At 71.8% G+C, this 17610-nt stretch carries 19 protein-coding genes; 11 read left to right on the forward strand and 8 right to left on the reverse strand.

Going from position 1 to position 17610, the window contains the following annotated elements:
- Positions 1-129: 129 nt before the first annotated feature.
- Positions 130-1380, forward strand: a complete 1251-nt coding sequence (locus tag H537_RS0120710) for an MFS transporter (RefSeq protein WP_084150845.1) — start codon at positions 130-132, stop codon at positions 1378-1380.
- Positions 1381-1396: 16 nt separating this feature from the next.
- Here the strand turns inward: H537_RS0120710 and H537_RS0120715 are convergent, their stop codons facing one another.
- The 4 genes from H537_RS0120715 to H537_RS44465 all read right to left on the reverse strand — a co-directional run bounded on the left by H537_RS0120715 (position 1397) and on the right by H537_RS44465 (position 5548).
- Complete coding sequence (locus H537_RS0120715) at positions 1397-2530, reverse strand: YbdK family carboxylate-amine ligase (RefSeq protein ID WP_028999366.1); 1134 nt, start codon at positions 2528-2530, stop codon at positions 1397-1399.
- Positions 2531-2573: 43 nt separating this feature from the next.
- Entirely contained in the window at positions 2574-3776 is a 1203-nt protein-coding gene (locus tag H537_RS0120720) for a cation:proton antiporter domain-containing protein (RefSeq protein ID WP_043459520.1), read from the reverse strand.
- A gap of 84 nt (positions 3777-3860) precedes the next feature.
- On the reverse strand, positions 3861-4604 hold the full coding sequence (locus H537_RS0120725; protein ID WP_043459366.1) for a 2OG-Fe dioxygenase family protein: 744 nt from the start codon (positions 4602-4604) through the stop codon (positions 3861-3863).
- 56 nt (positions 4605-4660) lie between these two features.
- On the reverse strand, positions 4661-5548 hold the full coding sequence (locus H537_RS44465) for an ion transporter (protein WP_043459368.1): 888 nt from the start codon (positions 5546-5548) through the stop codon (positions 4661-4663).
- A 110-nt stretch (positions 5549-5658) separates the two neighbouring features.
- Here H537_RS44465 and H537_RS0120735 point away from each other — a divergent pair, with 110 nt between their 5' ends.
- The 6 genes from H537_RS0120735 (at position 5659) to H537_RS0120760 (ending at position 10615) form a co-directional block, all read left to right on the forward strand.
- The gene (locus H537_RS0120735; protein WP_028999368.1) at positions 5659-6210 is read left to right on the forward strand and encodes a YaeQ family protein; all 552 of its coding nucleotides are present in this window, start codon (positions 5659-5661) and stop codon (positions 6208-6210) included.
- A gap of 66 nt (positions 6211-6276) precedes the next feature.
- On the forward strand, positions 6277-6561 hold the full coding sequence (locus H537_RS0120740; protein WP_028999369.1) for a GNAT family N-acetyltransferase: 285 nt from the start codon (positions 6277-6279) through the stop codon (positions 6559-6561).
- Positions 6558-7133 (forward strand): DUF924 family protein, encoded by a 576-nt coding sequence (locus H537_RS0120745; RefSeq protein ID WP_028999370.1) that lies wholly within the window; start codon positions 6558-6560, stop codon positions 7131-7133. The genes H537_RS0120740 and H537_RS0120745 overlap by 4 nt, the downstream gene beginning before the upstream one ends.
- A 16-nt stretch (positions 7134-7149) precedes the next feature.
- The gene (locus H537_RS0120750) at positions 7150-7629 is read left to right on the forward strand and encodes a RidA family protein (RefSeq protein WP_028999371.1); all 480 of its coding nucleotides are present in this window, start codon (positions 7150-7152) and stop codon (positions 7627-7629) included.
- A 167-nt stretch (positions 7630-7796) separates the two neighbouring features.
- Positions 7797-8048, forward strand: a complete 252-nt coding sequence (locus H537_RS0120755) for a hypothetical protein (RefSeq protein WP_028999372.1) — start codon at positions 7797-7799, stop codon at positions 8046-8048.
- Between the two features lie 257 nt (positions 8049-8305).
- The gene (locus tag H537_RS0120760; RefSeq protein WP_028999373.1) at positions 8306-10615 is read left to right on the forward strand and encodes an ATP-binding protein; all 2310 of its coding nucleotides are present in this window, start codon (positions 8306-8308) and stop codon (positions 10613-10615) included.
- Between the two features lie 6 nt (positions 10616-10621).
- Here the strand turns inward: H537_RS0120760 and murB are convergent, their stop codons facing one another.
- Positions 10622-11662 carry a UDP-N-acetylmuramate dehydrogenase gene (murB, locus tag H537_RS0120765; RefSeq protein ID WP_375136334.1) on the reverse strand — a complete coding sequence of 347 codons (1041 nt, stop codon included), beginning with the start codon at positions 11660-11662 and terminating at the stop codon, positions 10622-10624.
- A gap of 36 nt (positions 11663-11698) precedes the next feature.
- Here murB and H537_RS0120770 point away from each other — a divergent pair, with 36 nt between their 5' ends.
- The 4 genes from H537_RS0120770 to H537_RS0120785 all read left to right on the forward strand — a co-directional run bounded on the left by H537_RS0120770 (position 11699) and on the right by H537_RS0120785 (position 15003).
- Positions 11699-12196, forward strand: coding sequence for a YajQ family cyclic di-GMP-binding protein (locus H537_RS0120770; protein ID WP_028999375.1), 498 nt, complete (start codon positions 11699-11701; stop codon positions 12194-12196).
- Between the two features lie 205 nt (positions 12197-12401).
- Positions 12402-13250, forward strand: a complete 849-nt coding sequence (locus H537_RS0120775; RefSeq protein WP_028999376.1) for a CheR family methyltransferase — start codon at positions 12402-12404, stop codon at positions 13248-13250.
- Entirely contained in the window at positions 13250-13897 is a 648-nt protein-coding gene (gene cheD, locus H537_RS0120780) for a chemoreceptor glutamine deamidase CheD (protein WP_028999377.1), read from the forward strand. The genes H537_RS0120775 and cheD overlap by 1 nt, the downstream gene beginning before the upstream one ends.
- Before the next feature lie 11 nt (positions 13898-13908).
- The gene (locus tag H537_RS0120785; RefSeq protein WP_028999378.1) at positions 13909-15003 is read left to right on the forward strand and encodes a protein-glutamate methylesterase/protein-glutamine glutaminase; all 1095 of its coding nucleotides are present in this window, start codon (positions 13909-13911) and stop codon (positions 15001-15003) included.
- Positions 15004-15019: 16 nt separating this feature from the next.
- On the opposite strand, the gene hemW is transcribed toward H537_RS0120785, so the two are convergent.
- From hemW to rph, 3 genes are read right to left on the reverse strand one after another with little or no spacing between them, the layout of a single operon-like run.
- Entirely contained in the window at positions 15020-16231 is a 1212-nt protein-coding gene (gene hemW / locus H537_RS0120790) for a radical SAM family heme chaperone HemW (RefSeq protein WP_028999379.1), read from the reverse strand.
- Positions 16224-16859, reverse strand: coding sequence for a non-canonical purine NTP pyrophosphatase (locus tag H537_RS0120795; protein ID WP_028999380.1), 636 nt, complete (start codon positions 16857-16859; stop codon positions 16224-16226). Before H537_RS0120795 ends, hemW begins: the two co-directional genes overlap by 8 nt.
- Positions 16856-17596 (reverse strand): ribonuclease PH, encoded by a 741-nt coding sequence (gene rph / locus H537_RS0120800; RefSeq protein WP_028999381.1) that lies wholly within the window; start codon positions 17594-17596, stop codon positions 16856-16858. Before rph ends, H537_RS0120795 begins: the two co-directional genes overlap by 4 nt.
- Between the last annotated feature and the right edge of the window lie 14 nt (positions 17597-17610).

Below are 17610 nucleotides of genomic sequence, written 5' to 3' on the forward strand. Positions count from 1 at the left end.
GTAAGCTGTTACTACTCATTTCCCTGCCGCGCGCAGGCATCGCGGCCCGCCCACCGGGCGTCCGCCGCAACGAGCCCCCACCCCACACCGTTGTTCCCGGCCGCCGCGTGCGTCGGCCGGCCGTCAGTCATGACCGCTGTCGTTCCTCCCGCCGCCGCGGTGGCGCCCTCCGCGCCGCTGCGCTCCTTCCGCCCCTTCATGCTTTTCTGGTGGGGCCGCCTGGCCGGCACTACCGCGCAGCAGATGCTCATGGTGGCGCTGGGCTGGCAGATGTACGACACCACCGCCAGCGCCTGGGACCTGGGCCTGGTGGGCCTGCTGCAGTTCATCCCGGCGCTGGTGCTGACGCTGCCGGCCGGCCACATCGTGGACCGCCACGACCGCCGCCGCCTGCTGGCGATGTGCCTGGGGCTGCAGCTGGTGGTGGGCCTGCTGCTGGCGCTGGGCACGGCCGGCGGCTGGATCGGGCGCGAGCTGATCCTGGGCCTGTCGCTGCTACTGGGCGTTGCGCGCGCGTTCCAGATGCCCTCGCAACAGGCGCTGGCGCCCACGCTGGTGCCGGCGGCCGTGCTGCCGCGGGCGCTGGCCTTCAGCTCCGGCGCGACGCAGGCGGCGGTGGTGGCCGGGCCGGCGCTGGGCGGCTTCCTCTACGCCGCCGGGGCCACGGTGGTCTACGGCGTGTGCGCGGCGCTGTTCGCGCTGGGCTGCGTGCTGGTGCTGCGCATCACGCCAGTGGCGCGACCGGCGCACCGCGAGCCGGCGAGCTGGAACACAATGCTCGCGGGCCTGCGCTTCATCTGGCACCGCCAGGCGATCCTGGGCGCGCTGTCGCTGGACCTCTTCGCCGTGCTGCTGGGCGGCGCCACAGCGCTGCTGCCGATCTTCGCGCGCGACGTGCTGCACACCGGGCCCTGGGGCCTAGGCCTGCTGCGCGCGGCGCCGGCGGTGGGGGCGCTGGCGGTGTCGGTGTGGCTCACGCGCGTGCCCATCGAGCGCCGCGTGGGGCGCGCGATGCTGCTGGCCGTGGGCGTGTACGGGGTGTGCATGCTGGTGTTCGGCTGGTCCACCAGCTTCGTCGTCTCGTTCGTGGCGCTGCTGGTGTCGGGCGCGGCGGACATGGTGAGCGTGGTGATCCGCCAGACGCTGGTGCAGCTGGACACGCCCGACGAGATGCGCGGACGCGTGGCGGCGGCCAATTCGATCTTCATCGGCGCAAGCAACCAGCTCGGCGAGTTCGAGTCCGGCGCCACCGCCGCGGCCTTCGGCCCGGTGGGCTCGGTGATCCTGGGCGGCGTGGGCACGCTGCTGGTGGTGGGGCTGTGGTTCAAGCTGTTCCCGGCGCTGGCGCAGCGGGACCGGATGCAGACGCCGGCGCCTTGAGCCCGGGCCTGAGCCGTCACAGCGTCGCCGCCCGCCCCTCGAAGCGCAGGCACTGCCGCCGCACGACCTCGGGCAGGTAGCGCTCGTGCGCCTGCACGGCGCGCAGCCAGGTGGCGTCGCTGCCGTCGTCGCGGCCGAGCATGTCGCGCAGCAGCAGCAGCGCGGGTTCAGCACGCAGCTCGATGGCGTGTGGCTCGATCTCCTTGAGCGTCTGCGCGATCTGCGCCCGCAGCGACTGGCGCTCGGCGCTGCGCGGGTCCACGACCTCGCCGTCCAGCCCGAAGCGGCAGGCCTGGAAGCGGTTGTAGGTGTAGGCGAGGTAGTCGTCCTCGCGCGGCTGGAAGGGCTCCTCCAGCACCAGGCGCCGCGCCACGCACTGCAGGTAGGCGGCGATGGCGGCGGCCTTCTCGATGGTGAGCGGCGTGTCCATCACGCGCACCTCAATCGTTCCGTACTCGGGCTTGGGGCGGATGTCCCAGTAGAAATCCTTCATCGACTCCACCACGCCGGTGCGGTGCATCTTGCCGAAGTAGGTCCCGAAGTCCTTCCAGGTGAGCTCCCACGGCGCGCGCCCTGAGAGCGGGAAGGCGAACACCGAGTTCAGCCGCGCGCTCTGGAAGCCCGTGTCGCTGCCCTGCACATAGGGCGAGGACGCCGACAGCGCGATGGCGTGCGGCACGTAGCGCTGCAGCGCGTGCAGCAGCCACAGCGCCTGGTCCGCGCCGGGGCAGCCGATGTGCACGTGCTGCCCGAAGACGGTGAACTGCTTGCTGAGGTAGCCGTAGAGCTCGGAGACCTGGCGGTAGCGCGGGGTGTCGTAGATGCGCCGCCGGCTCCAGTCCTGGAAGGGGTGCGTGCCGCCGCCGCACAGGCGCAGGTTCTGCTGCTGCGCGCATTCCACCAGCGCGTCGCGCACCTCACGCAGCTGCGTGATCACCTGCGCGTGCTCGCGGCACACGCCGGTGGAGAGCTCGATCATGCTGCTGGTGATCTCGGGCTTCACGTCCGCGGCCAGCTTGTGGCGGCTCACCAGGCGCAGCAGGTCGTCCGCGCCGGGCGTGAGGTCGTAGTCATGGCGGCTGACGATCTGCAGCTCCAGTTCCACGCCCAGCGTGAAGGCCTCGGAACTGGCGAAGGGCGGCAGGCTCATGGCGGTTCTCCTTGCGGCAGCGGGGGCGGGACGAAGGCGGGCTTCAGCGCGGCAACTCGTGCACCTCGGTTTCCCGGGCAAAGCGCAGTCCGTAGAGCAGCACCAGCGGCGCGGGCAGCTCCAGCAGGGCCAGCATGCTCAGCAGCAGAGGCATGAGCTGCGGCGCGCTGCCCGGGTGCAGCGCCGCGAAGTCCAGCGCCAGCAGCCAGGCGGTGCCGGACATGGGCAGCAGCGCCGCGCCCAGGCAGCCGGCCTGGCGCCAGCTCAGCCCGCTGGCGGGCGCCAGCATCGCCACCGCGCCGAGCTTGGCCAGGGCGCGCGCCAGCAGCAGCGCGGCGGCGATGCCGATGGCCTCGGGCAGCGCCGAGGGCGACCAGGCCGAGGCCGCCGCCACGAACAGCACCAGCGCCAGCACCCCGCCGGCGCTGCCGAACTGGCGCCGCCACACCCAAGGCCGCGGATGGCGGTTGCGCAGCCAGATGCCCGCCAGCAGCGGCACCAGCAGCGTGGAGAGCTGCAGCGTCTTGGCCAGCGCCAGGGCCAGCAGCACGCAACCCAGCAGCAGCGCCACGGCGTTGTCCTGGCGCAGGTCCAGCCGCTGCGCGATGAGGCCCAGCGCCGACCCCAGCAGCGCGCCCAGCACGATGGAGCCGCCGAAGTTCAGCAGCACCGGCAGCAGCGCCTGCTGCCACGCCGGGTCGCTCAGGCGCAGCCCGGCACTCCAGGCCTGCAGCAGCAGCACGGCGTAGAGGGTGTTGAGCGCGCTGAGCGTGCTCAGCCGCTCCGTGACCTGCCCGGCGGCGTCGCACTCGGCGATCACGCGCTGCACCACCGCCGGCGACACGCTCACCGCGATCAGCGCCAGCACCCCGGCCACGGACTGCGGCACCTGCAGCCACAGCGCCGCCAGGTACACCGCCAGCGCGCTGAGCAGCGACTCCATCACGCTGGTGGCCAGCAGCGCCGGGTTGCGCAGCAGCCAGTGCAGGTTCAGCCGCGCGCCGGCCTCGAACAGCAGCAGCGCCAGCGCCATGTCCACCACCAGGCGCAGCGCGGTCTCGCCGCCGCTGGCGCCCAGGCCGGCGATGGCCAGCAGGCAGCCGACGGCGCCGTAGCCCATGAGCCGGGGCCAGTGCAGCAGCCGCCACACGCCCTCGCCCAGCAGCGCCGCCAGGATCAGCGCCAGGGTCGCGCCCAGCAGGGTGTCCGGGCGCAGGGCCCAGGGGGCGGTGACGAAGCTCTCCATGACGCTGCCGGCTGATCGGGGGTCGCCGACTTTGCCGCAGCGCAGCATGCAGGGCTGCAACGGGAGGTGTCCCCCCGCCGGGGATCAGCGGTGCAGCGGGTCTTCCGGTCCCTGGAAGCCGCCCCTGCGCAGCGTCACCACCAGCGTGTCGCGCCAGCCGAGCTCGCCTTCGGGCTGGATAGGGGTGGTCTCGTGGATGACGCGGGTGTCGTCCAGCAGCAGCAGCGTGCCGGGCTCGCTCATGGTGAAGCGCAGGCCCTGCGGGCTGTTGATGTCGAACACGCGCGACTCGCCGCCCTTGACACCGTGGCGCTGCAGCATCAGCACCGACACCAGGTCCACGCCGTCGCGGTGCGCGCCCTCGGGCGTGGGCCGGCCGATGCCGTCGGTGGTGTCGATGCGGAACACGTGCGCCTCGACGAACCAGGGCTGCACGCCGCGCAGCGCGTCGGCGCGCGCGGCCAGCAGGCGCAGCAGCTCCATCCACAGCGGGTCGGCCTCCAGCGCGGGCTCCAGGGGCTCGAACCAGCGCTCGATGCCGCCGTGCAGCGCGTTGTATTCCACCGGCTGCCAGTGCGCGCGGTGCGGCACGGGCTGCACGCGGCCCTCGGTGATCACATAGTTGGCGTGGCGGCGGCGCCGGTAGCGGCCGCCGTCGCGCAGGTAGGCGTCGGGCGGCAGCCGGTCCCAGAACGGCTGCCAGGCCTGCAGCGCGTCGGGCTCGGCGTGCAGCAGCGACTGCAGTGCCTGCGGCGACAGCACCGCGTGGCCTTGCGTGCACAGGACGTCGTCGAGCCGGGCGGGGTCGGTGAAGGGCGGGGCCAGCATGGGGACCTCTTTGATGCGGGAAAAACCGGCAAGGATAGAGCGCGCGGCGCGGTGCCTCAGCGGCCGTGGCGGTAGGGCGTGAGCGGCGCGCCGCAGTCGCGGCAGAAGCGGGCGTCGGGCTCGTGGCCCTCGCTCAGGCAGCTCGGGCAGGTGCGCGTGGTGGGGTGGTGGCGCGTGCGCTGGGCCGTGAACTCGGCGCTGACAATGCCCGTGGGCACGGCCAGCGTGCCCCAGCCCAGCAGCATCATCACCGAGGCGATGAGGCGGCCCAGGTCGGTCTTGGGCGTGATGTCGCCGAAGCCCACGGTGGTCATGGTCGTGACGGCCCAGTACACCGACACCGGGATGTTGCTGAAGCCGTTGGCCGGGCCTTCCACCACGTACATCAGCGTGCCCATGACCACCACCACCATGAGCACGAAGGACAGGAACACCAGGATCTTGCGCCGGCTGGCCATCAGCGCCCGGCCCAGCGCGCCGTACTCGGCCACGTACTCGGCGAGCTTGAGGATCCGGAACAGCCGCAGCAGCCGCAGCACGCGCACGTCGATGAGCGCGTGCAGCCCCGGCACGAAGAACGAGAGGTAGGTGGGCAGGATCGCCAGCAGGTCGATGACGCCGAAGAAGCTGCGCGCGTAGCGCATCGGGCGCTGCACGCAGACCAAGCGCGCCAGGTACTCCAGCGTGAACGCCAGCGTGAAGGCCCACTCCAGCGCGTCGAAGATCGGCTTCCAGCGCGCGTGCAGGCTTTCCACGCTGTCGAGCATCACCACCACCACGCTGGCAACGATCAGGCCGATGAGCGCCAGGTCGAAGGCGCGGCCGGCCGGGGTGTCGGCCTCGAAGATGACGGTGTAGACCCTGAGCCGCCAGCCCGACAGCGGCCGGCCCAGGCGCCGGGCATCGGGAATGACGGGGGCGAAGGGCGCGGTGCTGTGATCCATGGGCAAAGACTCCAGGGCCGGATTTTCGGCTGTGGCACAGTCCCGCCCCGCTGCCCTTTCGCAAACCCAGAAGAGTTATTCCCGATGTCCCGTACCGCCGGAGCGCGCACATGGCGCTGAAGTCCACCATCTACAAGGTCCAGCTGCAGCTGGCCGACATGGACCGCCATGTCTACGCCGACCACTCGCTGACGCTGGCGCGCCACCCCTCCGAGACCGAGGAGCGGCTGATGATGCGGGTGCTGGCCTTCGCGCTGCACGTGGCGTCCGACGACCACCGGGGTCAGCTCGAATTCACCAAGGGCCTGTCGGACGTGGACGAGCCCGCGCTCTGGCACAAGGACCTCACCGGTCAGCTGCTGCACTGGATCGAGCTGGGCCAGCCCGAGGAGCGCCGGCTGCTCAAGGCCGCCGGGCGCGCCGACCGGGTCACGGTGATCTCCTACGCCAGCTCCACGCCGGTGTGGTGGGCGCCGCTGCAGGGCAAGCTCACCCGCGTGCCCAACGTGACGGTGTGGCAGATCCCGGCCGAGCAGAGCCAGGCGCTGGCGGCGCTGGCGCAGCGCGGCATGAACCTGCAGGTGACGGTGCAGGACGGCATCGTGTGGGTCGGCGACGGGCAGAGCTCGGTGCAGATCGAGCCGGTGAAGCTCACGGCCTGAGCGCCATAGGGGGCGGCGGGCCGGCGCCACAATGGCCCGACCCTGGTCGAGGAGCCCACCGTCCCCATGAATCACCCCGTACGACACAACCCGGCCGAGAGCCGCTTCGAGTGCCGCCTGGAGGGCGCGCTGGCGCAGTGCGTCTACCGCCGCGACGGCGGCACGGTGGAATTCGTCCACACCGAGGTGCCCGAGGCGATGAGCGGCCAGGGCGTGGCCGCGGCGCTGGTCCAGAAAGCGCTCGAATGGGCCCGCGCCGAAGGGCTGAAGGTGCGCCCGCTGTGCAGCTACGTGGCGTCCTACATGCGCCGCCATCCCGAGACGCAGGACCTGCTGGAGGCGCGGCCATGAGCCCCGCCGCCGATGCGCGCACCGTGCTGCGCTTCTGGTTCGGCGAGCCGCCGCTGGTGGCGCGGCCGCAGTGGTTCACCAAGGACCCGGTCTTCGACGTCGAGATCCGCGCGCGCTTCACGCTGCTGATCGAGACCGCGCTGCGCGGCGGCTTCGACGCCTGGCAGGCGGCGCCCGACACCGCGCTGGCGCGGTTGCTGCTGCTGGACCAGTTCACGCGCAACGCTTTCCGCGACACGCCGCGCGCCTTCGCCGGCGATGCGCAGGCCCTGTCCGGCGCGCGCGACATGGTGGCGCGCGGCTTCGACCAGGCGCTGGAGCCGCTGCAGCGCGTGTTCGTCTACCTGCCCTTCGAGCACGCCGAGGATTTGCAGGCGCAAGAGGAGTCGCTGCGCCTGTACGCCGCGCTCAGCGCCGCGGAGCCCTCGCTGGCGGACAACGAGGAGTGGGCGCGCAAGCACCACGTGATCGTCGAGCGCTTCGGGCGCTTCCCGCACCGCAACGCCATCCTGGGCCGGGCCTCGACGCCGGAGGAAATCGAGTTCCTGAAACAGCCCGGGTCGCGGTTCTGACAGCCAGAGGCATCGCATGTCCGCAGACGAACGTTTCCAGGAGGCCGCCCGGCGGCTCGGCCACCGCTTCGACGGCGAGATCAAGATCGGCGGCCACTACGTGCCGCTGGTGCGCCACGGCGACGTGGTCCACCTCAGCGGCCAGATTCCGCGCGTGGGCGACACCGTGGTCGTGACCGGCCGCGCCGGCGCCGAGGTGCCGCTGGAGCGCGCGCAGGAGGCCGCGCGCATCTGCACCATGCGCGCCCTGGCGCTGCTGCAGCGCAGCCTGGGCTCGCTGGAGCAGGTCGAGCGCATCCTGCGGCTGACCGTGCACGTGCAGTGCACGGCCGACTTCACCCAGCACAGCGAGGTGGCCGACGGCGCCTCGGACCTGCTGTGCCAAGTGCTCGGCGACGCGGTGGGCGCGCATGCGCGCACCTCGGTCGGCGCGTACCAGCTGCCCAAGAACGCCACCGTCGAGCTGGAGCTGCTGGCAGCAGTGCGCGGCGGCTGAGCCCGGCGGCGGCGGTGCCGACTTTTTCACGCCCGGCATGACGGACGCGCTTGCCTGGGGCATGCCGTTCCCGGTCGGTCACAACGGCAGCAGTTTGCGGCTGGACAATGCCGCCCGCGCCCTTGGCGGCTGAGCGGCCGGGGCGCCGCAACCCACTGCCAACCACCATGCAAACCAATTTCGCCGACGCCATCATCAACATCACCGTTACCGGCCCGCTGGTGCGCCTGGACCTGGGCACCGTCCTCAGCCAGAGCAAGGACGGCAAGCAGGAGCTGGTCGCCACGCCGACGCAGCAGCTGGTCATGCCGCTGGACGGCTTCCTGCGCGCCTTCGGCATGCAGAAGACCGTGGTCGAGAAGCTCATCGCCGACGGCGTGATCAAGGCCCAGCCGGCTCCCGCCCCCGCTGCGGCCTGAGCGCGCTGATCCGGCGCCGCCGCGGCGTGCCAATCGCCTGCCCAGCGCGGGGCCGGCGCGCCGTTGTGCAGATGCACCATGGGCGGGCGCGATAATCGGGGGGTTACACGTACGCGCGCCGTGCGCCTGGAGTCCCGAGCCTTGAGAGCCCCGCCGCGTTGCAGCCTCCCTCCCCCGGCCCGTGTCGCGCCCCCGGACGCGACCCTTCGGGCACTGCTCTCCTTTCCTGAACGCCCGCTGCTGCGGGCGGCCATGCCGTGAACGCCACCGCGCGCACCCTTCAGCGCGCGCGGCTGCTGCGCTGGCTGGCCGTGGCGCTGGTGCTGCTGGCCAGCGTGGGCGCGGTGCAGTGGCTGCAGATCCAGCGCCTGCACGGCGCGGCCGACGTGAAGGACGACACCGTGCTGCTGCTGGGCCTGCCGCAGCTGCACGCCGAGTACCTGGAGCTGCGCAGCCAGTGGCGCGCGCCGGCCGGGCCGTCACGCGAGAACGACTCGCTGCAGCAGCGCTACCAGCGCTTCGTCAACCGCGTGGAGCTGCTCGAAGGCCCGCAGGGGCAGCGGCTGCTGTCGCGCAGCCCCGGGCTGGAACAGGCGGCGCGCACGCTGCGCGACTTCGTCGCCCGGGCCGACCTCTACCTCGGCGCGCACCCGCGGGCCCGGCTGAGCGAGGAATCGCACCGCGCGCTGCAGCAGGAGCTGGAGGCGCTGGACGAGCCCGTGCGCGCCCTGGCGCACGACGGCGCGCGCGAGGCGGCGCTGCAGATCACGCAGCGCCACGCCGCCATCGACGAGCACGCGGACGTGGAAACGGCGCTGACGCTGCTCCTGGCACTGGGCGGCCTGGGCATGGGCCTGCTGCTGCTGCGCCAGCGCCAGCAGCTCGACCAGCGCAGCGCCGGCGTGGAGCTGCTGGCGCAACGGCTGCGCGAGGCGCGCCAGGAATCCGAGGCCGCCAGCCAGGCCAAGAGCGCCTTCCTGGCCAACATGAGCCACGAGATCCGCACGCCCTTCCAGGGCCTGCTGGGCATGCTGGCGCTGCTGCGCGACACGCCGCTGGAGCCGCGCCAGCAGGAGTACCTGCGCACCGCCAACGAGGCGGCCGACCACCTGCTGTCGATCCTCAACGACATCCTGGACATGTCCAAGCTGGAGTCCGGCACGCTGGCGCTGCTGAGCGAGTCGGTGCCGCTGCGCGCGCTGGTGGCCGAGGTCGAGCAGGTGATGCGCCCGCGCGCCATGGCCAAGGGGCTGGCACTGCGCGTGCACGTGGCGCCGGAGCTGCCCGCCGCGGTCGAGATCGATGGCACGCGGCTCAAGCAGGTGCTCAACAAGCTGATGAACAACGCCATCCAGTTCACCGACAGCGGCTCGGTCACGCTCAACGTGCACCTGGGCAACGTCAGCGGCACGATGGAATGCGCCGTCACCGACACCGGCATCGGCATGGACGAATACACCCTGAGCCGGCTGTTCCAGCGCTTCGTGCAGCCCGGCGGGCCGCGGCGCCAGGGCGGCACCGGGCTGGGGCTGGAGATCTCGCGCCACCTCGCGCGGCTCATGGGCGGCGACCTGCTGGTGCAGAGCAGCCCCGGCGCGGGCAGCAGCTTCACGCTGGTGCTGCCGCTGGTGGAGACGCAGGAGCCCGTGGAGCCCGAGGCCGACGAGCGGCTGCCGGTGGCGGGGTTGCGCGTGCTGGTGGCCGAGGACCATGAGATCAACCGCCGCTACCTCGGCGCGCTGCTGGACCGGCTGGGCCACCGCGCGCGCATCGTGCGCAACGGCGTGGACGCGGTGCAGGCGGTGGCCGAGCAGCGCTTCGACCTCGTGCTGATGGACCTGCACATGCCCGTGCTCGACGGCGCGGGCGCCACGCAGGCCATCCGTGCGCTGCCCGCGGCGGCGGGCCAGGTGCCCATCGTGGCGCTGACCGCCGATGCCCTGCCCGAAACCCGCCAGCGCTGCCTCAGCGCAGGGATGAACGACGTGCTGACCAAACCCGTGACCCTGCAACAACTCGCCCAGGTGATGCGCAACCAGGTGCGCGCCCGCAACCACGCCTGCACCAGCCCCGAGGGCGGCGCCGCGCCGGCCCCGGCCGCGCCCCCCGTCGCGGCGCTGGTGGACGAGGCCGCCGCCGGCGCCGTGGCGCAGGTGCTCACCACCCCGCACTACCGCTCGCTGGCGCAGCGCTACCTGGACGACCTGGCCGCGCAGCTGCCGCAGCTCAGCGCCCAGGTGCGGTCGCTGCAGGAGGCGCTGGGGGCCGAGGCGGCCGAGGCGGCCGGCGTCCAGGTGGACCTGGCCGCTGCCGACGAGGTGCGCGCGCAGGAGCCGCAGATGCGCAGCGCGCTACGCGCGGCCGCGCACGCGGCCAAGGGGGCGGCGCTGAACCTGGGCCTCACGGGCCTGGCGCAGGCCGCGATGGAGGTGGAGAAGAACGCCTCCACCGCCGAGCCCGCCACGCTGCTGGAGGCGCTGCAGCACTGGGACGCGCTGCTGCCGGCCACGCGCGAGGCGCTGCAGCAGTGCGGGCTGCTGGAGGTGACGCCGGGCGCGACGGTGTAAGGCCCGTCAGACCACCACCGGCTCCGGCTCCAGCCGGATGCCGAAGCGGCCGTAGACGCTCTCCTGGATCGCGCGCGCCAGCGTCAGCACCTCCGCGCCACTGGCGCCGCCGCGGTTGACCAGCACCAGCGCCTGCTTCTCGTACACGCCCGCGCGGCCGATGCTCTTGCCCTTCCAGCCGCAGGCGTCGATGAGCCAGCCCGCGGCGAGCTTGACGCTGCCGTCGGCCAGCGGGTAGTGAACGATGTGCGGGTCGCGGGTGATGATGTCGCGGCACTGCTCGGCGCTGACCACCGGGTTCTTGAAGAAGCTGCCGGCGTTGCCCAGCGCCGCCGGGTCGGGCAGCTTGGCGCGGCGCACGGCGCAGACCCAGTCGAAGATCTGCCGCGCGTCCGGGTCGCGCACGCCGGTCTCGGCCATCTTCTTCTCCAGGTCGACGTAGCCCAGCACCGGGCGCCAGGGCCGCGGCAGCCTGAAGCGCACGCGGGTGATGAGGCTCTTGCCGGCCAGGCCGGCGAAGCCGCCCTGCTTGAAGACGCTGTCGCGGTAGCCGAAGCGGCAGGCGCGCGCGTCCAGCGTCACGCTGCGCCCGGTGACCAGGTCCACCGCGTCCAGCGACTCGAAGCGGTCCTTGAGCTCCAGGCCATAGGCGCCGATGTTCTGCACCGGCGAGGCGCCCACGGTGCCGGGAATCAGGGCCATGTTCTCCAGGCCGGGCAGGCCGTGGTCCAGCGTCCACTGCACCAGGGCGTGCCAGCTCTCGCCGGCGCCGGCCTCGACGATGAAGGCGTCCTCGCGCGTCTCGACCAGGCGGATGCCGGCCACCTCCACCTTGAGCACCAGCGCGGAAACGTCGCGCGTGAGCACCAGGTTGCTGCCGCCGCCCAGCACCAGCTTCTGGGCGCGGCCGATCTCGGGATGGTCCAGCACCCGGCGTACGTCGGCATCGCTACGGATGCGCACCAGTTGCTGCGCCTGCGCCGGCAATCCGAAGCTGTTGTAGGGGCGCAGGCTCAGGCCGCGCTCGATGGACAGGGATTGCTGCATGAGAGAATTTTCGCCGATCCCTTCTTGACCCTAGCCATGCCCAGTTTCGACACCGTCCTGCAGCCCGAACTCGTCGAGGTGCGCAACGCCATCGACCAATCCAACAAGGAAATCGGGACCCGCTTCGATTTCAAGGGCTCCGACGCCCGCGTGGAGTTCTCCGACAAGGGCAAGGACAAGGAGCTCACGCTCTACGCCGACAGCGATTTCCAGCTCAGCCAGGTCAAGGACGTGCTGCTGGCCAAGCTCACCAAGCGCAACGTGGACGTCCGCTTCCTGGACGACAGCGCCAAGCCCGAGAAGATCGGCGGCGACAAGCTCAAGCAGCTGGTCAAGCTCAAGGCCGGCATCGACGCCGAGACGGCCAAGAAGATCCAGGGCCTGGTCAAGCAGAGCAAGATCAAGGTCCAGGCCTCCATCCAGGGCGACACCGTGCGCGTCAACGGCACCAAGCGCGACGACCTGCAAGCCGTCATCGCGCTGCTGCGCAAGGACATCGACCTGCCGCTGAAGTTCGAAAACTTCCGCGACTGAATCCCTGCTCTGGCGGCACCTCGGACCTGGCGAGAGGGTCCGTGCCGCCACGCGCCGGCGTGTGCGGACGCGGGGTGTGTGACTTCCGCCACCTTGGCGGTGCACTGGGGACGCTGAATCGCGGCTCCGGCGGTGCAGACTGGCGGACTGTGTTGATGTATCCAAGTGCAACTCCCCCGGTCACCGGAAGCGTCCTGACCTCGCCATGAGCCTTTCCCCGTCTTCCGTCGCCGTGCAGCCCGATGGCGAATTCGCTTTCGGCAGCGCGGATTTCGAGCGCGTGCGCCAACTCATCTACCAGCGCGCCGGCATCAGCCTGCACAACGGCAAGCAGGCCATGGTGTACAGCCGGCTGTCGCGGCGCCTGCGCGAGACGGGCCACCGCAGCTTCGCCTCCTACCTGCAGGCGCTGGAGACGGCGCGCGGCGCGGCGGCCGACGCGGAGTGGCAGGAGTTCGTGAACTGCCTGACCACGAACCTCACCGCCTTCTTCCGCGAGGAGCACCACTTCCACGCCCTGGCCGAGGAGCTGCGCAAGCCCGGCGCGCACATCCAGCGTATCTGGTGCTGTGCCGCCTCCACCGGCGAGGAGCCCTACTCGCTGGCGATGACGGTGCTGGAGCACTCGCCGAATCCGCAGAACGTGCGCATCCTGGCCAGCGACATCGACACCAAGGTGCTGGGCACCGCCCAGCGCGGCGTGTACGACGCGGGCTCGCGCGGCCTGAGCCCCGAGCGGCTGCGCCGCCACTTCCTGCGCGGCACCGGCGCCAACGCCGGGCGCATGAAGGTCAAGCCCGAGCTGGCGCGGCTGGTGAGCTTCTTCGCCTTCAACCTGATGAGCCCGTCCAGGGACCTGGGCGAGCCCTTCGACGCGGTGTTCTGCCGCAACGTGATGATCTACTTTGACGCCCCGACCCAGATGCAGGTGCTGCAGCGCCTGCACCGCACCATGCGCCCCGGCGCGCTGCTGTACGTGGGGCACTCGGAAAACTTCGGCGATGCCCGCACGCTGTTCAAGCTGCGCGGCAAGACCATCTACGAGCGCCTCTGATGACGGTACGCCCCATCCAGGCCATCTCCGCACGGCTGCAGAGCACGGCGCTGCTGGAGAAGCTGCGTGCCGAGCGGCGCAAGCCGCACGAAGCCTCGTTCTTCTTCTACGACGCGCACTTCCGCCGCGAGGCCGTGAAGGTGCTGCCCGGCGAGTACTTCGTGTACGACGAGGACATCCTGATCATGACCACGCTGGGCTCGTGCATCGCGGCGTGCCTGTGGGACCGCGACCGCCGCCTGGGCGGCATGAACCACTTCATGCTGCCCGACGCCGGCGACGGCGCGCGCTACGGCCTGTACGCGATGGAGCTGCTCATCAACGAGCTCATGAAGCGCGGCGCTACGCGCTCCTCGCTGGAGGCCAAGGTCTTCGGCGGCGGCGCGGTGCTGGGCAACATGACCACGCTCAACGTGGGCGAGCGCAACACGCGCTTCGTGCTGGACTACCTCAAGACCGAGCGCATTCCCGTCATCAGCCAGGACGTGATGGACGTGTACCCGCGCAAGGTGTGCTTCGAACCCGCCAGCGGCCGCGCCAAGGTCAAGCGCCTGGCACCCACGGCCATGGGCGAACAGCTGCTGGCGCAGGAGCGCGCGGCGGCCAAGACCGTGCCCTCCGAAACGGGCTCGATCGAACTCTTCTGACTGGAACAGAGATGGCTTCTATTCGTGTGGTGGTGGTGGACGACTCGGCGCTGGTGCGCTCGCTGCTCAAGACCTTCATCGACCGACAGCCCGACATGGAGTGCGTGGGCACCGCGGCCGATCCCTTCGCGGCGCGCGAGCTCATCCGGGAGGTCTCGCCCGACGTGGTGACCCTGGACATCGAGATGCCGCGCATGGACGGGCTCGAATTCCTGTCGCGGCTGATGAAGCTGCGGCCGACGCCGGTGGTGATGGTCTCCACCCTGACCGAGCGCGGCGCCGAGGCGACGATGCGCGCGCTGGAGCTGGGCGCCGTGGACTTCGTGAGCAAGCCGCGCCTGGGCGTGGCCGAGGGGCTGAACCAGCTCGCCGAGGAGATCTGCGACAAGATCCGCGCCGCCGCGCGCTCGCGCATCCACCGCCGCGTGAGCGCGCCCGCCCCGGCGCCTGCCGCCGCGGACGCCCCGCGCGCCCCCGCCCCGGCCACGCGCCCGCTGGGGCGGCTGTCCACCGAGAAGCTGATCTTCATCGGCGCCTCCACCGGCGGCACCGAAGCCACGCGCGAGGTGCTGGTGAGCCTGCCGCCGGACTCGCCGGCGGTGCTGATCACGCAGCACATGCCCCCGGGCTTCACGCGCAGCTACGCCGCGCGGCTGAACTCGCTGTGCCGCCTCACGGTGCGCGAGGCCACCGACGGCGAGCGCCTGCTGCCCGGCCACGCCTACCTGGCCCCGGGCGGGCTGCACCTGAGCGTGGAGCGCAGCGGCGCCAACTACATCGCGCGGGTGCGCGACGGCGAGCCGGTGAACCGCCACAAGCCCTCGGTGGAGGTGCTGTTCGAGTCGGCCGCGCGCGTGGCCGGCCCCAACGCCTTCGGCGTGATGCTCACCGGCATGGGCGCCGATGGCGCCAAGGCGATGAAGCTCATGCGCGACGCCGGGGCCTACAACATCTGCCAGGACGAGGCCAGCTGCGTCGTCTTCGGCATGCCGCGCGAGGCCATCGCCGCCGGCGCCGCGCACGAGGTGCTGCCGCTGCAGCGCATCGGCACGCGCCTCATGGAACAGCTCGCCGCCACCTCCAGCGGGCCGACGCACCGGGTGTGATCCCGGCTGCCGCCGGTCAGCCCGGCGGCAGGAACAGCGCCTGCAAATCGCTCAGGAAGTCGAAGCCGCGCGCCGTCGGCCGCGCGATGTCGCCTTCGCGCTCCAGCAGCCCGCGGCGCTCGGCCTCGGCCAGCGCGCGCTGGATGGACTGCAGCGGCTGCCCGGTGCGCTCGCTGAAGCGCGTGAGCTCGAAGCCTTCCTTGAGCCGCAGCGCGTTGAGCACGAACTCGAAGGGCAGTTCCTTGGGCGTGACGGCCTGCTCGTTGGAGACGGCCTGCCCCTCGCGCACCTTGGCCATGTAGGTCACGGGCTCGCGCCAGCGCTGCTGGCGCAGGATGCGGTCGGGGAAGCTGATCTTCCCGTGCGCGCCGGCGCCGATGCCCAGGTAGTCGCCGAACTCCCAGTAGTTCAGGTTGTGCACGCAGCGGTGGCCCGGCCGCGCGAAGGCCGAGACCTCGTAGCGCTGCAGCCCGGCTTCGGCCGTGCGCTGCGCCAGCAGGTCCAGCATGTCCGACGCCAAGTCGTCGTCCGGCAGCCCCTCGGGCGGCCGCGTGGCGAAGAACGTGTTGGGCTCCATCGTCAGGTGGTAGATGGAGAGGTGCGGCGGCGCGAAGGACAGCGCCTCGTCCAGGTCGCGCGCGAGCATCTCCAGGCTCTGCCCGGGCAGCGCGTACATCAGGTCGATGTTGAAGGTGTCGAAGGCGGAGGCCGCCTCGGCCACCGCCGCGCGCGCCTGCTCGGCGTCGTGCACCCGCCCGACGGCCCGCAGCATCGCGTCATTGAAGCTTTGCACGCCCACCGACAGCCGCGTCACGCCGGCGGTGCGGTAGCCGCGGAAGCGGTCCTTCTCGAAGGTGCCGGGGTTGGCCTCCAGCGTGATCTCGCAGCCCGGCTCCATCGGCAGCCGGGCGCGGATGTCGGCCAGCAGCCGGTCGATGGCCTCGGGCTCGAACAGGCTGGGCGTGCCGCCGCCGATGAAGATGCTGTGCACGCGCCGGCCCCAGATCTGCGGCAGCGCGGATTCCAGGTCCGTCACCAACGCGTCGAGGTACTCGCGTTGCAGCGCCGGCGTCAGCCCGGCGCCGTCGCGCACCTCGTGCGAGTTGAAGTCGCAGTACGGGCACTTGCGCAGGCACCAGGGCATGTGCACGTACAGCGACAGCGGCGGCAGCGCCTGCAGCGCCACGGCGCCCGGGCGCAGCAGCCGGATGGGGGCGGAGTCAGCCAAGGTGCCAGGCCTCCTGCATCAGCGTCGCCATCTGGCGTGCGGCCAGCGCGCGGTGGCTGTGCTGGTTCTTCACCGCGGCATCGAGCTGCGCCACGGCTTGACCCAGCGCCGGGATGAACAGCAGCGGGTCGTAGCCGAAACCGCCCTCCCCGGCCGGCTGCTGCAGGATCTCGCCTTCCCAGCGGCCGAAGGCGATCAGCGGCTCCGGGTCCTGCGCGTGGCGCAGCGCCACCAACGTGCACACGAAGCGCGCGCGGCGGTTCGCCTGGCCCTGCAGCCGCTGCAGCAGCAGCGCGTTGTTGGCGTTGTCCTGGCGATCGCGGTAGGCCTCGCGCGGCAGCCACGACGGCGGCGGCTCCAGCGGCGCGTAGTGCGCCGAGATCACGCCCGGCGCGCCGCCCAGCGCGTCCACGCACAGGCCGGAGTCGTCGGCGATGGCCGGCCCGCCCGCGGCCTGCGCGGCGTGGCGCGCCTTGGCCAGCGCGTTCTCCACGAAGCTGATGTGCGGCTCCTCGGCTTCGGCGATGCCCAGCGAGCCCTGCGTGACCAGCTCCACCGGCAGCTCCGCGAAAAGGCTGCCCAGCTCGGCGAGCTTCTTGGCGTTGTTGGAGGCGAGGACGAGCCTCATGCCGCCACCTTTTCCGCCAGCGCGCGGCGCTGCAGCTCGACCAGCTCGGCGATGCCCTTGGCGCCCAGCGCCAGCAGCGCGTCGAGCTGCTCGCGGCTGAAGGGCGCGCCCTCGGCCGTGCCCTGCACCTCGACGATGCCGCCGCTGCCGGTCATGACGATGTTCATGTCGGTGTCGCAGGCGGCGTCCTCGACGTACTCCAAGTCCAGCAGCGGCGTGCCCTCGACCAGGCCCACCGAGATGGCGGCCACCGCGTCGCGCAGCGGCGAGCGCTGGATGAGCCCGCGCTCCAGCAGCCAGCTCACCGCGTCGTGCGCAGCCACGTAGGCGCCGGTGATGGCGGCGGTGCGGGTGCCGCCGTCGGCCTGCAGCACGTCGCAGTCGATGAGGATGCTGCGCTCGCCCAGGGCGGCCAGGTCGAACACCGCGCGCAGCGAGCGGCCGATGAGGCGCTGGATCTCCTGCGTGCGGCCGCTTTGCTTGCCCTTGGCGGCCTCGCGTGCGCCGCGGGTGTGGGTGGCGCGCGGCAACATGCCGTACTCGGCCGTGACCCAGCCTTCGCCGCTGCCCTTCTTGTGCGGCGGCACGCGTTCCTCGACCGAGGCGGTGCACAGCACCTGGGTGTCGCCAAAGGCGACGAGCACCGAGCCTTCGGCGTGGCGGGTGTAGCGGCGGACGATGCGCACCGGGCGCAGGGCGTCCGCGGCACGGTCTTGCGTGCGTTCAAAAGCGGGCATGCTTCTCCAGGGAA

Origin of the sequence: Azohydromonas australica DSM 1124 (assembly GCF_000430725.1) — a bacterium.
In the GTDB taxonomy this organism is placed as follows: Bacteria; Pseudomonadota; Gammaproteobacteria; order Burkholderiales; family Burkholderiaceae_C; genus Azohydromonas; species Azohydromonas australica.

Excerpts from the sequence above, each read along its gene's own strand:
- H537_RS0120715 (WP_028999366.1), bottom strand. The coding sequence starts at position 2,530 with ATGAGCCTGCCGCCCTTCGCCAGTTCCGAGGCCTTCACGCTGGGCGTG.
- H537_RS0120750 (WP_028999371.1), top strand. The coding sequence starts at position 7,150 with ATGTCCGCAGACGAACGTTTCCAGGAGGCCGCCCGGCGGCTCGGCCAC.
- H537_RS0120755 (WP_028999372.1), top strand. The coding sequence starts at position 7,797 with ATGCAAACCAATTTCGCCGACGCCATCATCAACATCACCGTTACCGGC.
- cheD (WP_028999377.1), top strand. The coding sequence starts at position 13,250 with ATGACGGTACGCCCCATCCAGGCCATCTCCGCACGGCTGCAGAGCACG.
- rph (WP_028999381.1), bottom strand. The coding sequence starts at position 17,596 with ATGCCCGCTTTTGAACGCACGCAAGACCGTGCCGCGGACGCCCTGCGC.
- H537_RS0120725 (WP_043459366.1), bottom strand. The coding sequence starts at position 4,604 with ATGCTGGCCCCGCCCTTCACCGACCCCGCCCGGCTCGACGACGTCCTG.
- H537_RS44465 (WP_043459368.1), bottom strand. The coding sequence starts at position 5,548 with ATGGATCACAGCACCGCGCCCTTCGCCCCCGTCATTCCCGATGCCCGG.
- H537_RS0120770 (WP_028999375.1), top strand. The coding sequence starts at position 11,699 with ATGCCCAGTTTCGACACCGTCCTGCAGCCCGAACTCGTCGAGGTGCGC.
- H537_RS0120720 (WP_043459520.1), bottom strand. The coding sequence starts at position 3,776 with ATGGAGAGCTTCGTCACCGCCCCCTGGGCCCTGCGCCCGGACACCCTG.
- murB (WP_375136334.1), bottom strand. The coding sequence starts at position 11,662 with ATGCAGCAATCCCTGTCCATCGAGCGCGGCCTGAGCCTGCGCCCCTAC.
- H537_RS0120795 (WP_028999380.1), bottom strand. The coding sequence starts at position 16,859 with ATGAGGCTCGTCCTCGCCTCCAACAACGCCAAGAAGCTCGCCGAGCTG.
- H537_RS0120785 (WP_028999378.1), top strand. The coding sequence starts at position 13,909 with ATGGCTTCTATTCGTGTGGTGGTGGTGGACGACTCGGCGCTGGTGCGC.
- H537_RS0120740 (WP_028999369.1), top strand. The coding sequence starts at position 6,277 with ATGAATCACCCCGTACGACACAACCCGGCCGAGAGCCGCTTCGAGTGC.
- H537_RS0120745 (WP_028999370.1), top strand. The coding sequence starts at position 6,558 with ATGAGCCCCGCCGCCGATGCGCGCACCGTGCTGCGCTTCTGGTTCGGC.
- H537_RS0120775 (WP_028999376.1), top strand. The coding sequence starts at position 12,402 with ATGAGCCTTTCCCCGTCTTCCGTCGCCGTGCAGCCCGATGGCGAATTC.
- H537_RS0120735 (WP_028999368.1), top strand. The coding sequence starts at position 5,659 with ATGGCGCTGAAGTCCACCATCTACAAGGTCCAGCTGCAGCTGGCCGAC.
- H537_RS0120710 (WP_084150845.1), top strand. The coding sequence starts at position 130 with ATGACCGCTGTCGTTCCTCCCGCCGCCGCGGTGGCGCCCTCCGCGCCG.